The following is a 13,113-nucleotide window of genomic DNA, read 5'->3' as shown; positions in this document are numbered from 1 at the left end:
GGTTAGAATCCTGTTCCGCGCCATTTTTTTTCCAGAGCAGACTCCCCGACGATGTCCAACGACGAATTCCGCCAGGCCGCCCTCGACTATCACCGCGCGTCGCCGCCGGGCAAGATCACCGTCAGCGCGACCAAGCCGATGCTGACCCAGCGCGATCTGGCCCTGGCCTATTCGCCGGGCGTGGCCTACGCCTGCGAGGAGATCGTCAAGGATCCCAATGCCGCCAGCGAGCTCACCGCGCGCGGCAACCTGGTCGCGGTGATCTCCAACGGCACCGCGGTGCTGGGCCTGGGCGACATCGGCGCGCTGGCCGGCAAGCCGGTCATGGAAGGCAAGGGCGTGCTGTTCAAGAAGTTCGCCGGCATCGACGTGTTCGACATCGAGGTCGACGAGCGCGATCCCGACAAGCTGGTCGACATCATCGCCAGCCTCGAGCCGACCTTCGGTGGCATCAATCTCGAGGACATCAAGGCGCCGGAGTGCTTCATCGTCGAGCGCAAGCTGCGCGAGCGGCTGAAGATTCCGGTGTTCCACGACGACCAGCACGGCACCGCGATCATCGTCGGCGCGGCGATCGTCAACGCGCTCGAGATCGCCGGCAAGCGCATCGAGGACGTCAGGTTCGCCACCACCGGCGCGGGCGCCGCGGGCATCGCGTGTCTGGACATGCTGGTCGCGCTGGGCCTCAAGCCCGAGAACATCCTCGCCTTCGACCGCGACGGGGTGATCCACACCGGCCGCGACAATCTCGACCCGGACAAGGCGCGTTACGCGCGCGACACGCCCGCGCGGACGCTGGCCGAGATCGTCAATGGGGCCGACGTGTTCCTCGGCCTGTCGGCCGGCGGCATCCTCAAGCCGGACATGGTCGCCACCATGGCGCCGAACCCGGTGATCCTGGCGCTGGCCAATCCGTATCCGGAAATCATGCCGGAGGAAGCGCGGCGCGTGCGTCCGGACGCGATCATCGCCACCGGTCGTTCCGACTTCCCCAACCAGGTCAACAACGCGGTCTGCTTCCCCTACATCTTCCGCGGCGCGCTCGACGTCGGCGCGACCGGCATCAACGAGGCGATGAAGCTCGCCTGCGTGCACGCCATTGCGCAGCTGGCGAAGGAAGAAGCGAGCGATCTGGGCAGCGCCTACGGCGAGGAAATCCCGAGCTTCGGCCGCGAGTACATCATTCCGCGTCCGTTCGACCCGCGCCTGCTGACCATCGTCGCCCCGGCCGTCGCCCAGGCCGCGATGGATTCCGGCGTCGCGCTGCGTCCGATGGAGGACATGCGCGCCTACCGCGAGAAGCTCGGCCAGTTCATCCACCGCACCGGCCTGGCGATGAAGCCCGCCTACGACCGCGCACGCGCCGACCGCCAGCGCATCGTCTACGCCGAGGGCGAAGAGGAAGTGGTGCTGCGCGCGGTGCAGACCGTGGTCGACGAAGGTCTCGCGTTCCCGGTCCTGATCGGCCGTCCCGACGTCATCGACATGCGCATCAAGCGCCTGGGCCTGCGCCTGGTCGCCGGTCGCGATTTCGAACTGACCAACATCAATGACGATCCCCGCTTCAACGAGTACTGGCAGCACTACCACGCGCTGACCGCGCGACGCGGCGTGACCCCGGATTCGGCGAAGAACCTGCTGCGTTCGCGGCCCACGCTGATCGCCGCGATCATGGTCGACCGCGGCGAAGCCGACGCGATGATCACCGGCATCGTCGGCCGCTTCCACAAGAAGCTCGGCTACCTGCGCAGCGTGCTGGGTCTCGACCCGGGCCTGCAGAGCACCTCGGCGATGACCGGCGTGGTCAACGACCAGGGCCTGTGGTTCTTCGTCGACACCCACGTGCAGCCCGACCCGACCGCCGAGCAGATCGCCGAGAGCACCATCCAGGGCGCCTACCGCCTGAAGCTGTTCGGCATCGAGCCGAAGATCGCGCTGCTGTCGCATTCCAACTTCGGCAGCCACGACGATCCCAGCGCCCGCAAGATGCGCGAGGTGCGCGAGATCCTCGTGCGCCGCGCGCCCAAGCTGGAGTTCGACGGCGAGATGATGGGCGACACCGCGTGGGACGAATCCCTGCGCCGTCGCATGCTGCCCGACACCACGCTCAGCGGCCGCGCGAACCTGTTCGTGTTCCCGAACATCGACGCCGCCAACATCACCTACAACATGATCCGCGTGATGACCGGCGGCGCCGCGCTCGGCCCGATCCTGATGGGCGTCAACAAGCCCGCGCACATCCTCACCCCGTCCGCCACGCCGCGCCGCGTGATCAACATGACCGCGATCGCCGCGGTGGATGCGCAGATCCGCAAGGCGCAGCTGGCGGAAGCGGAAGGCTGAGTTTTTCAGCGTTTTCCTTCGCGGCTTCGAGATCCCGTTAAACAACCCCTTCCCCCGCGAGCGGGGAAGGTTGGGATGGGGGCAAACAGTCCGCCGTGGATATTGGAATTCGTGCGGTGAGTCCGCGCGTTCGCGAGTAATCGAGCCCCTCTCCCCCCGGGAGAGGGGTTGGGGTGAGGGCAGACGCTCGCCGCCATTCAACCGCGGCACACACCGCAGTCGCGCGTCAGCGTCCGTCGAATGGATAGAGCGAAGCGACACCCATCGCCTCGACAGCGTCGCGAACACCCAGCGACGCCACACGCTGCGGGCGCGCGGAACGCCGCCCACGCCGCCTACGCCCCTCAGGGCGCCAGCAGTCCCCGCACCACGTCGGGCAGCCCGTCCAGCGCGTCCTTGAAGACCAGGCCGTCGCCCACCGGCAATTCCTCGCCCGGCACGCCGAGCTCCGAGCCCGTCAGGAACACCACCGGCACGCCCGGCAGCATCGCGCGCGACAGGCCCATGGCCTCCGCGCCCGAAAAGCCGGGCAGGTTCACATCCGAGAGCACCATCTGCGGCCTGAAGTCGCGCAGCAGGTCGGTCAGCCCCGCCTCGTCATAGGCGCGGCGGCAGTCGACCGCGATGCCCGCATCGCGCAGCGCGAGTTCGGTCAGCTCGGCATCGTCGCGCGAGTCGTCGACGATCAGCACCCGCAGCGGCGCGGCCTCGACCATCACTCGTCGTCGGGCGTTTCGTTGAGCACGGCCCAGAACTTGCCGAGCGTGCGCACCGCTTCGAAGAACTGGTCCACGTCCACCGGCTTGACCACGTAGGCGTTGACGCCCAGGTCCCAGCTGCGGGCCAGATCGCTTTCCTCGCGCGACGACGACAGGATCACCACCGGCATGCGCTTGAGCGTCTCGTGCTCGCGCAGCTGCTTGAGCACTTCCAGGCCGTCCATGCGCGGCATCTTGATGTCGAGCAGCAGCACCGCCGGATCACCCGGTGCGCGGTCGGCGTACTTGCCACGCTGCAGCAGGTAGTCCAGCGCCTCGACGCCGTCTTCCACGTGCACGATGGGATTGGCGAGGTGGGCCTCGCGCAGCGCATCGATCGCCATCTCGGCATCGTGCGGGCTGTCCTCGGCGAGAAGGATCGTGCGGATTTCGCTCATGTCAGGGAGTGTCCTGGAGAAGAAGACGGACCCGCATCGGACATCGACGCAGGCAGGGTGAAGTGGAAGGTGGCGCCCTTGCCGGGTGCGGCGTCGGCCCAGATGCGGCCGCCGTGGCGGCCCAGCACGCGGCGCACGCTGGCCAGGCCAACGCCGGTGCCCGGGAACTCGCTGGCCGAGTGCAGGCGCTGGAACACGCCGAACAGCTTGCCGGCGTACTGCATGTCGAAGCCGGCGCCGTTGTCGCGCACGCTGAACTGGTAGCCGCCGTCGTCGCCGCGGCGGCAGTCCACCTCGATCTGCGCCGGCTCGCTGCCGCTGCTGTACTTGACCGCGTTGCCCAGCAGGTTGAGCCACACCTGGCGCAGCATGTTCTCGTCGCCGACCACGATCGGCAGCGGCGTCACCGTCCACTCGATGCGGTGGCCGGGGTGTTCGGCCGAGGAGTTCGAATCGAGCATCGCGCGGGTGTCGGCCACCAGCGACTGCAGGTCCACGCTCTGCAGGCGCAGCGCACTCCGGCCGAGGCGCGAGTACACCAGCAGATCGTCGATCAGCGCCGACATGCGCCGCGCCGAACTGCCGATCACGCCGAGGTAATGCGTCGTTTTTTCGTCGACGTCGCCGCCCAGGTGGCGGCCCAGCTTGTCGGCGAAGCCGGCAATGTGGCGCAGCGGCGCGCGCAGGTCGTGGGACACCGAATAACTGAAGGCTTCCAGCTCGCGGTTGACGTCGGAGACCTGTTCGACCTTGCCTTCGAGCTGCTGGTTGAGCTCGCGGATGTGGCGCTCGCTGATGGTCTGCGCGGTCACGTCGGACGCCGTCACCAGCACCACCGCATCCTCGCGGTCGGGCAGCGGCATGCGCCGCGCGTTGACCAGCATGGTGCGTTCGATGCCGTCCACCGTGCTCTGGTTGAGGCGGTGGTCCCACAGCTCACGGTCGCGGGCCAGCACGTCGTGCAAGCGGCGCAGCGTCTCTGCGTGGTTCCAGGCGCCGTCGCCCACGTCGGCCAGGCGCGCACCACGGATCTCGTCGCCGCTCACGTCGTAGAGTTCGGCGAACGCGGCGTTGTGCATCACCACGCGCTGTTCGCGGTCGATCAGCACGATCGGTTCGCGCACGCTGTCGAGCACCAGCGCCGAACGGTTGCTCGCCCGCGCGGCCAGGCCCTCGGCCGCCAGGCGTCCGCTCTGCTGGCGCACCGCGAAATAGGTGGCGCCCAGCAACAGGGCCAGCTGCACCAGCATCGCCGTCCAGCTGGCGAGGTCCGCATTGCGGTCCGCGCGCTGGGCGCGCGCCGAGCGATCAGCCAGCAGCGACTGCTCCTCGTTGACGATGCCGTCGATCAGGCGCTGCAGCGGGTACAGCACCAGCATCTCGTCGATTTCGCGGGCGGTGGCGCGTTCGCCGCTGGCGTACACCGCGTCCACGCGCTGCAGTTTCTGTTCGATGTTGCCGCGCAGCGCGCCCAGCCGGGCCAGCTGTTCGGGATTGTCGCGGGTCAGCTGCAGCACCGCGTCCACGCTGGGCAGCACGCGCGCACGCGCCTCGTCGAACCGCTGCTGCAGCGCCGGCGTGTCGATGCCGCGGGCCCGGATGACCGCCGCGCCTTCCAGGCTGCGGGTGTCGGCCGCGACCGTCTGCATCAGCAATTCCACCTCGCGGGTGTGCAGCACCTTCTCGTTGGCGATGTCGGATTCACCGATCGCCGCGCGCATGATCAGGAACGGTCCCACCACGATGGCCGCGATCGCCAGGCCCAGCACGGGCAGGCGCCAGCGGCTCAATAAAGAGGGTGGAGGAGCGGTGTGCGGCATGGGACGGTGTATCTCGCGCGGGCGGAGCGGTCGCGCATGATGCCGCATCCTCCCCTGAACGCGGGATCATGGCCGAGGGCGGCGTTCGTGGCAACGCGGGACCGTCCGCTGGCGTCCGATGTCAGCCGGCGCCCCCTGTTAGAATTCAGGGTCCGAACGACCCCCACGAGACGCGGGCACATGCGCCGCGCTGGAGCAGAGAATGAACTGGCTGAACGACGTCCTGCAGAACGACCCCGACCCGACCGAAACCCGCGAATGGGTCGAGTCGCTCAAAGCGGTCATCGACGTCGGCGGCCCGGACCGTGCCCACCAGCTGCTCGAGAACATGGTCGAACTGACGCGCCGCGCCGGCGCCCATCTGCCGTTCGCGCCGACCACCGAATACGTCAACACCATCCCCACGCATCTCGAGCCGAAGATGCCGGGCAATTCCGAGCTGGAATGGCGCATCCGCTCCATCATCCGCTGGAACGCGATGGCGATGGTGGTGCGCGCCAACCGCAAGCCGGGTGACCTGGGCGGCCACATCGCCAGCTTCGCCTCGTCGGCCACGCTGTACGACGTGGGCTTCAACCACTTCTTCCGCGCGCCGTCGGCCGACCACCCGGGCGACGTCATCGCCACGCAGGGCCACAGCTCGCCGGGCATCTACGCCCGCTCGTTCCTCGAAGGCCGCTTCACCGAAAGCCAGCTCGACCATTTCCGCATGGAAGTCGACGGCCAGGGCATCTCGTCCTATCCGCATCCCTGGCTGATGCCCGATTACTGGCAGGTGCCCACGGTCTCGATGGGCCTCGGGCCCATCGCCGCCATCTACCAGGCGCGCTACTGGAAGTACCTCGAAGCCCGCGGCCTGATGCCCAAGTCCGACCGCAAGGTGTGGTGCTTCATGGGCGACGGCGAGACGGACGAGCCGGAAAGCCTCGGCGCGATCTCGGTCGCCGGCCGCGAAGGCCTCGACAACCTGGTCTTCGTCATCAACTGCAACCTGCAGCGCCTCGACGGCCCCGTGCGCGGCAACGGCAAGATCATCCAGGAACTGGAAGGCGGCTTCCGCGGCGCCGGCTGGAACGTGGTCAAGACCATCTGGGGCAGCTACTGGGATCCGCTTCTTGCCAAGGACAAGGACGGCATGCTCAAGAAGCTGATGATGGAGACCGTCGACGGCGAGTACCAGAACTGCAAGGCGTTCGGCGGCGCGTACACGCGCGAGAACTTCTTCGGCAAGTACCCGGAAACCGCGAACCTCGTCGCCAACCTCAGCGACGACGACATCTGGCGCCTCAACCGCGGTGGCCACGATCCGCACAAGGTCTTCGCCGCCTACCAGAACGCGATGGACACCAAGGGCCAGCCCACGGTCATCCTCGCCAAGACGGTCAAGGGCTATGGCCTGGGCAGCGCCGGCGAGGCGCTAAACCCCACCCACAACACCAAGAAGCTCGACGACGAGGCCGTGCGCACCTTCCGCGACCGCTTCAAGATTCCGGTATCCGATGCCGCGCTCAAGGACGGCGAAATCCCGTTCTATCACCCGGGCAAGGACTCGGAGGAAGTGCAGTACATGCTCGAGCGCCGCCAGGCGCTGGGCGGCTTCCTGCCGCAGCGTCGCCGCAAGAGCACCGAGACCCTCAAGGCGCCCGAGCTCAAGGTGTTCGACCGCCTGATGCAGGACACCGGCGAGCGTTCGATCAGCACCACCATGGCGTTCGTGCAGTCCCTGTCCATCATCCTGCGCGACAAGCAGGTGGGCCCGCGTGTCGTGCCGATCGTTGCCGACGAAGCCCGCACCTTCGGCATGGAAGGCCTGTTCCGCCAGCTGGGCATCTACGCCCCGCAGGGCCAGAAGTACAAGCCGGTCGACCGTGACCAGCTCTCGTACTACCGCGAAGACGCGGCCGGCCAGGTGCTGGAAGAAGGCATCACCGAAGCCGGCGCGTTCTCCAGCTGGATGGCCGCGGCGACGAGCTACAGCACCAACGACGTGCCGATGCTGCCGTTCTACATCTACTACTCGATGTTCGGCTTCCAGCGCATCGGCGACTCCGCCTGGCAGGCCGCCGACATGCGCGCCCGCGGCTTCCTGCTCGGCGCCACCGCCGGCCGCACCACGCTCAACGGCGAAGGCCTGCAGCACGAAGACGGCCACAGCCACCTGCTGGCCGGCGCCATCCCGAACTGCCGCGCCTACGACCCCACGTTCGCCGGCGAAGTGGCGGTGATCCTGCACTACGGCATGCAGCGCATGCTCGACCAGCAGGAAGACGAGTTCTTCTATCTCACCCTGATGAACGAGAACTACAGCCACCCGGCGCTGCCCGAAGGCGCGGCCGAGGGCGTCATCAAGGGCATGTACCTGCTCAAGGATGCCGGCAAGGCCAAGAAGGGCGAGTTGCGCGTGCAGCTGCTGGGCTCGGGCACCATCCTGCGCGAAGCCATCGCCGCCGCCGAGCTGCTGGACAAGGACTTCGGCGTCACCGCCGACATCTGGTCCTGCCCCAGCTTCACCGAGCTGCGTCGTGACGGTTGGGATGTCGAGCGCTGGAACCGCTTCAACCCCGAAGCCAAGACCCCGCGCAAGGCCTACGTCACCCAGCTGCTCGAAGGCCGCCAGGGCCCGGTCATCGCCGCGACGGACTACGTCCGCGCGTTCGCTGACCAGATCCGCGCGTTCGTCCCGTCCACGTACACCGTGCTCGGCACCGACGGCTTCGGCCGCTCGGATACGCGTGCGAACCTGCGTCGTCACTTCGAGGTGGACCGTTACTACATCGCCCAGGCGGCCATCGAGGGGTTGATGAAGGACGGAAAGATGACCGGCAAGGACGTGGCCCGAGCGATCAAGCTGTACAAGATCGATCCGGAGAAGGCGAATCCGGTTGGGGTTTGATTCCAGGCGCGGTGCAGAAAAAAGGGCGGCCAAGTGGCCGCCCTTTTCGTTTGGCAATAAGTGAGTCTGGCACCTTTCTCAGCGCGGTGCGGCCTGCTCTGCAGCTGACTGTGGACGAGCGCGCTAAGGCTTAAAGAGGAACGTCGGCTTCGCGTGGGTCGTAAGAAGCTGGTAGATCGTCAGGGTTTGAATTCCCCCCAGCTTAATGGCTGCGTCGGGAATGGGGATTTCCTTCCTCTTTGCAGGGTTCGAATGCTCCTGCGTAACGATCTGGTGGCCGTAGGTCTTCGCATACGCGAGGAGGAATGCATCTGCTTTGTCCACGTCCGCGAATTTCGCACGCGCGGCGGGCAAATAATGCACATCCCTGGCAGCCCACACCATCGCTTCCGCGTAGCTTTTCATCACTGCTGCGTCCCCGGCGTCGTCCAGGAAAAAGTCCATCGGCATCTTCATCGCCCAATCGCGTCCGAGATCCCCTTTCTTGCCCTTGAGTAATTCGTCCCTGACTTTGCGAACGCTGAAAATCACCCCAGCGTTATAGCCCGCCTCTATCCAGTCCCAAAATCCAACGCAGAATGCGAAGTCATAATGAAAATTCTTCCCCTGGATAAAAACGTTCGAATCTACAATGTATTTATTAGCCATTTTTGACGCGTCCCTTTGCCAAAGCCACAACTGTGTCTGGCCTAACATTCAGAAGGCTGGCGGCTTCACGTAAAAGCGTCTGCCCACTCATTGCTTCAGCCACAACAGTTCGCGTGAACCGCTTGCTGTTTCGAACAGGAATGGTCAGAAGCGCAGTTGGTTTGCCGGGCTTCTTGGGGGCTCGCGCGGCATTGGCTACTTCGTCATAGAAATCTTGATCGACGTATCCACTATCCAACGCTCGTCGTGCGATGACCAGTTTGCTGACCCTGTAGTAACTCGCTAGGCGCTGCAAATCTTCGGGACTGTTCCAACGTCCCGCAAAGTCCGCCGACGGAACGAGCAGCTCGCCAGCAACGGCATTGCATATCCTTTCAACGTTGCTTGCCGGCTTGGCGGTCAGGTCAGTTACACCTGTAATACCCAACCATATGTGGGCTAGCTCATGCATAAGCGTGAAAATCGCTGCCACCTCAGCATCGCGCCCATTCACGAACACTACTGGCGCCGTGGGATGGCTGAGCGCGAACCCTCTAAACTCCTTTTCAGATAGTGCGCGCTTCGTCGCCGCCTTAACAAAACTCGTCTTTATGACCAGAATACCCACGGCTTCTGCTTTCGCACTCAGCTTAGAAAAGTAGGCGGTGGCATCGGCGCTTGTGCGTCTGTCTTCATCACTTAGTTTCATGACTTGACGCATGTCCGCAACTATCGCGGGCACTTTCCTGCTAGCAACGGAAGCGAATCTACCCACGAATGGGAGCGCTCGCTCGCCGGACTCACTTAAATATTCCGCATACCACTGCTGTTTCGCCATGACGTCTTCTAGCACTTCATAAAAGTCGTCGCTGAGCGGCACAGCATTCTGCACTTGTCGAAGATCGGGTATGGTCGCCTGTTTAATTTCAGGTGGCTTCTCAAGAAACAGATAGCCAAAAGGAACCTTCGCCTTCTTGGCCAGTTTGGCCACTTGAGCAGATGTAAGCTGACCCGCAGCGATGCGCTGGCGATCGGCATCTCGCTTGGCTATGGAATCGGCAAAGGATTGCAGCGTGTAGCCAGCTTTATCCGCAGCCCAGTCCAACACTTCCCGGGAGAGTGTCACGGGTTCCACTGTAGTCGCTGCCGTCGCCAAGGTAGGTGCAGGCTCCATTTAATCACAGTCCGTCCCAAGCGGTGAGACACTTAGCGAGTCAACCCCGCATGGAGCCCGGGAGCTGCTTCCGGGCGACTCGGCCCGAGTACCGCCAGCTAAGGCGAGAACTAGGTCGTCATGCGCGCCTTCGGGAGCGTTAAGGGCGAGCTAGCGGTGTCAGATTAAATTGCTGTGATAACGGTGCCAGGTTCACTTTCTCTAGCTAACGGTGCCAGGTTCACTTAAGGCATGTTGTCGACTGCGTGGTGCTGTTCCGAGTCGGTGTTGATGCGGCTAACCCTGATTCGCCGACCCTTTCGGCGATCTTCAGCAGGAAGTCATCGGAGGATTTGGCATGAACCAATAGCATCGCTTGGCTATTCGTGAGGTCGTTCCCTTAACAGCATGCCGATTGGTAACATGGTATGAAATAGCGAGTCGAGAGCCGAATTTCATATGATGGACAAGGATTTTTGGAGCCGCATCTGTAATGGCGCGTCCTTGTTTTTTGCGGCGGGGGCTGTCGTGGTCTGGGCCGCGAGAATGGAATATGACCGTTTTTACCTCGCGACTGCCAATCGAATGGCGGACTTTGCTACCGGTGAAATTAATCCAGTGACCATCAAAGGAATTTCGGCTTTTCTGGATGACAGGAGTTATGCGCTCTATAGCTCCATACTGCCGGGCAGTCTTTGTTTGGGCGGGTTGTCAGTTGTTTCGTGGTTGATGCACAAAAAGCTCGCGAAGAACATTTACCCGATCAACAGCGGGCTTTGACGTCTTGAGGCTGAGCGCCCTTGTTTACGAATATAGGGAGCGACAGGACTGTCGAGATCTTTGCGACCTTGAGGGTCACGGTGACAGGTTCACTTACAGTAGCAATGGTGTGGGTGCTTCTGGAGATCTGACTGAGCTGCGCCGAAGGAGCAGAGATAAATGACGAAGGGCATCCTGCTAAAACAGCTTATTCTTTACATATTGATGGCACTGGTTTTCTCCTTAGCATCTTATGGAATCATTAATGTAATAGTTGGTGGATTTGCGTTGAGCATGGTTGAGTGGTTCGGAATTATGGGTCTGGCATTCGGAATTGGCTACATCCCATTCTTTCTGGAGTCTCGAAAGAGGATGCGAGGAGGCGGGTAGTTCTTGCGGGATAAAGGCGCGCTAACGGTGCCAAGTTTTGCCAGATAGCGGTGCCCGCAGAACTAACGGTGCCAGGTTCACTTATCCGCTCGATTAGGACCTCAGTCGCTGATCCGGTGACTGGCGAGGAGGAGGTGCTGATGCGGTTTTCGTTGACCTCGGTGGGTTTGCTGCTTTGCTTCGTGATGCCGGCGTCAGCCAAGCCGCCGGCAGAGACAGCCTTCGAAGAGTGGCTCGACGCATTCAACCGCAACAACCGCGCCGCGCTGACCGAGTTCAATGCGAGGCGATTCGGCGACCCCGAGCACAACATCGAGTACCTGCTCGACAGCCGCGAAGAGACCGGCGGCCTGGATGTGGTTGCGGTCGAACGCAACGAGCCCTTGGAGCTCGTCGCGCTGACGCAGGAGCGCAGCTTCCCTGTCCAGCGACGCATCACTGTGAAGGTGGAGGACGCAGGGTCGGGGCGTCTCGAATACATCACGCAGGCACCTTTGCAGATCCCGCAGGCGAAAGCGCTGGACGCGTTCGATGCCTTTGCCACGCAGCTGGCGGAAGCTGATCGCTTCTCGGGTGTTCTGGTCATCGAGCAGAACGGTCAGCGTCTCTACGCCAGGCCCTTCGGCCTCGCCAGTCGTGAGGACGACACGCCGGTGCAGTTGGACACGCCGTTCCTGTTCGCCTCGCAAGGCAAGATGTTCACCGCCGTCGCGGTGTTGCAGCTGGTCGCGGCCGGCAAGCTCGGCTTGGATGATCCCCTTGGCAAGCACCTGACCGACTATCCCAACCAGGCGATGGCGGCCGTCACGATCCGGCAGCTGATGTCGCATCAGGGCGGCACCGGTGACATAGGCGTGCTGCAGCCGGACGAAAGCGCGAACCGCGCCCGGGTGCGCTCCATTGCCGATCTGATCAAGCTCAACGGCGACCGCGCACCGGCGTTCCCGCCGGGATCGGACTTCGAGTATTCGAACTACGGCTTCCTGCTGCTCGGCGCCGTGGTCGAGGCGGTCAGCGGTCAGAGCTACTACGACTACGTGGCCGAACACATCTTTGCGCCCGCCGGCATGACGTCCACGCGCTACCCGACGCTGGACGAAATGGGCGACGTCGCACGCGGCTACACGCAGGCCGACGACGGCACGCTGGTGCCCAGCGCCCATCAACTCCCATGGCGCGGCACACCCGCAGGCGGCGGCGTCACGACGGCCGATGACGAAGTGCGGTTCGTCGAGGCGCTCAAGGCCGGCACGCTGATCCCACTGCCGCTGCTGGAAGAGGCCATCAAGCAGCAAACCGACTGGTACGGCTACGGCTTCATCTCGTCAGGCCCGCCCGAGTTCCCGCACTGGGGCCACGGCGGCGGCGCACCCGGCAACAGCGCCGCCTTGTCGATCTATCCGACCAACGACATGACCATGGTCTGCCTCAGCAACCGCGACCCGCCGGTCTGCGACCGCCTGCTGACGCGACTGCACTGGCATCTGTCGCCGCCGGTGGAGTAGACGGCGGCGCTAAACATGAGTTCCTCGGATCTCAGCAATCTGAGTCGATGCCCCAGAAGGCGTCTGCGATAGCATCGGGAGCGCTGCACTTTTCATCTCTTTAGAGCGAGACACGATGCGGTTGATCGGAACGAGCTTTGACGACATCTCGAATGCCGTGATGATTTTCGGCAGTGCAATGATTGCTCTGCGGCTTCTATCGATCCGCCTGCTGAAGCGCTCAGCTCTTTACGATGCACTTGGAAAGCCCAGACAGTTCTTCTTCTCTGACCTTCTGCCGTTCCGACTTCTTCGTCTGAAGGCGACAAGACTGCGTTATGTGGAGCGCTTGGTCTTCGCCCTGTACGCGGGTACGTATGTGGGCTTCCTTGGCGCCTCTTTGCTGATGATCGTCAGCCTGTCTTTGCGTACGGCGGGTTGATCGACAGGACCGCGAGGTAGCTGGGTCAGGTTCACGTATCGCGCGT

At 63.7% G+C, this 13,113-nt stretch carries 10 protein-coding genes; 5 read left to right on the top strand and 5 right to left on the bottom strand.

Going from position 1 to position 13,113, the window contains the following annotated elements:
* The first annotated feature begins 51 nt into the window (after positions 1 to 51).
* Positions 52 to 2,343: an NADP-dependent malic enzyme gene (locus tag CURTO8I2_RS10000; protein ID WP_159680842.1), complete on the top strand. Its 2,292-nt coding sequence runs from the start codon at positions 52 to 54 to the stop codon at positions 2,341 to 2,343.
* A 344-nt stretch (positions 2,344 to 2,687) separates the two neighbouring features.
* On the opposite strand, the gene CURTO8I2_RS09995 is transcribed toward CURTO8I2_RS10000, so the two are convergent.
* Genes CURTO8I2_RS09995 through CURTO8I2_RS09985 form a run of 3 tightly spaced genes read right to left on the bottom strand, consistent with a single transcriptional unit; the run spans position 2,688 to position 5,289 of the window.
* Positions 2,688 to 3,059, bottom strand: a complete 372-nt coding sequence (locus CURTO8I2_RS09995; protein WP_159680840.1) for a response regulator — start codon at positions 3,057 to 3,059, stop codon at positions 2,688 to 2,690.
* Positions 3,059 to 3,499 carry a response regulator gene (locus CURTO8I2_RS09990; RefSeq protein ID WP_159680838.1) on the bottom strand — a complete coding sequence of 147 codons (441 nt, stop codon included), beginning with the start codon at positions 3,497 to 3,499 and terminating at the stop codon, positions 3,059 to 3,061. Before CURTO8I2_RS09990 ends, CURTO8I2_RS09995 begins: the two co-directional genes overlap by 1 nt.
* Positions 3,496 to 5,289, bottom strand: coding sequence for an ATP-binding protein (locus CURTO8I2_RS09985; protein ID WP_236551066.1), 1,794 nt, complete (start codon positions 5,287 to 5,289; stop codon positions 3,496 to 3,498). The genes CURTO8I2_RS09990 and CURTO8I2_RS09985 overlap by 4 nt, the downstream gene beginning before the upstream one ends.
* A gap of 232 nt (positions 5,290 to 5,521) precedes the next feature.
* Here CURTO8I2_RS09985 and aceE point away from each other — a divergent pair, with 232 nt between their 5' ends.
* Positions 5,522 to 8,212 carry a pyruvate dehydrogenase (acetyl-transferring), homodimeric type gene (aceE, locus tag CURTO8I2_RS09980; protein ID WP_159680834.1) on the top strand — a complete coding sequence of 897 codons (2,691 nt, stop codon included), beginning with the start codon at positions 5,522 to 5,524 and terminating at the stop codon, positions 8,210 to 8,212.
* A gap of 123 nt (positions 8,213 to 8,335) precedes the next feature.
* Here the strand turns inward: aceE and CURTO8I2_RS09975 are convergent, their stop codons facing one another.
* Together CURTO8I2_RS09975 and CURTO8I2_RS09970 are read right to left on the bottom strand one after the other, a co-directional pair.
* Positions 8,336 to 8,860 carry a DUF4411 family protein gene (locus CURTO8I2_RS09975; RefSeq protein WP_159680832.1) on the bottom strand — a complete coding sequence of 175 codons (525 nt, stop codon included), beginning with the start codon at positions 8,858 to 8,860 and terminating at the stop codon, positions 8,336 to 8,338.
* The gene (locus CURTO8I2_RS09970) at positions 8,853 to 9,965 is read right to left on the bottom strand and encodes an ImmA/IrrE family metallo-endopeptidase (RefSeq protein ID WP_159680830.1); all 1,113 of its coding nucleotides are present in this window, start codon (positions 9,963 to 9,965) and stop codon (positions 8,853 to 8,855) included. The genes CURTO8I2_RS09975 and CURTO8I2_RS09970 overlap by 8 nt, the downstream gene beginning before the upstream one ends.
* Positions 9,966 to 10,454: 489 nt before the next feature.
* Here CURTO8I2_RS09970 and CURTO8I2_RS09965 point away from each other — a divergent pair, with 489 nt between their 5' ends.
* From CURTO8I2_RS09965 to CURTO8I2_RS09955, 3 genes are all read left to right on the top strand, one after another.
* Entirely contained in the window at positions 10,455 to 10,772 is a 318-nt protein-coding gene (locus tag CURTO8I2_RS09965; protein WP_159680828.1) for a hypothetical protein, read from the top strand.
* A gap of 509 nt (positions 10,773 to 11,281) precedes the next feature.
* Positions 11,282 to 12,646 carry a serine hydrolase domain-containing protein gene (locus tag CURTO8I2_RS09960; RefSeq protein ID WP_159680826.1) on the top strand — a complete coding sequence of 455 codons (1,365 nt, stop codon included), beginning with the start codon at positions 11,282 to 11,284 and terminating at the stop codon, positions 12,644 to 12,646.
* Between the two features lie 115 nt (positions 12,647 to 12,761).
* Entirely contained in the window at positions 12,762 to 13,067 is a 306-nt protein-coding gene (locus tag CURTO8I2_RS09955) for a hypothetical protein (RefSeq protein ID WP_159680824.1), read from the top strand.
* The last annotated feature ends 46 nt before the right edge of the window (positions 13,068 to 13,113 follow it).

The organism is Luteimonas sp. 9C, assembly GCF_902506295.1.
Lineage (GTDB): Bacteria > Pseudomonadota > Gammaproteobacteria > Xanthomonadales > Xanthomonadaceae > Luteimonas.
The sequence above is the reverse complement of the archived record's forward strand: the minus strand, read 5'-3'. Positions and strand labels throughout refer to the sequence as shown.

Coding starts and splice junctions, on each gene's coding strand:
- CURTO8I2_RS10000 (WP_159680842.1), top strand. CDS start 52: ATGTCCAACGACGAATTCCGCCAGGCCGCCCTCGACTATCACCGCGCG.
- aceE (WP_159680834.1), top strand. CDS start 5,522: ATGAACTGGCTGAACGACGTCCTGCAGAACGACCCCGACCCGACCGAA.
- CURTO8I2_RS09965 (WP_159680828.1), top strand. CDS start 10,455: ATGGACAAGGATTTTTGGAGCCGCATCTGTAATGGCGCGTCCTTGTTT.
- CURTO8I2_RS09955 (WP_159680824.1), top strand. CDS start 12,762: ATGCGGTTGATCGGAACGAGCTTTGACGACATCTCGAATGCCGTGATG.
- CURTO8I2_RS09960 (WP_159680826.1), top strand. CDS start 11,282: ATGCGGTTTTCGTTGACCTCGGTGGGTTTGCTGCTTTGCTTCGTGATG.
- CURTO8I2_RS09975 (WP_159680832.1), bottom strand. CDS start 8,860: ATGGCTAATAAATACATTGTAGATTCGAACGTTTTTATCCAGGGGAAG.
- CURTO8I2_RS09995 (WP_159680840.1), bottom strand. CDS start 3,059: ATGGTCGAGGCCGCGCCGCTGCGGGTGCTGATCGTCGACGACTCGCGC.
- CURTO8I2_RS09990 (WP_159680838.1), bottom strand. CDS start 3,499: ATGAGCGAAATCCGCACGATCCTTCTCGCCGAGGACAGCCCGCACGAT.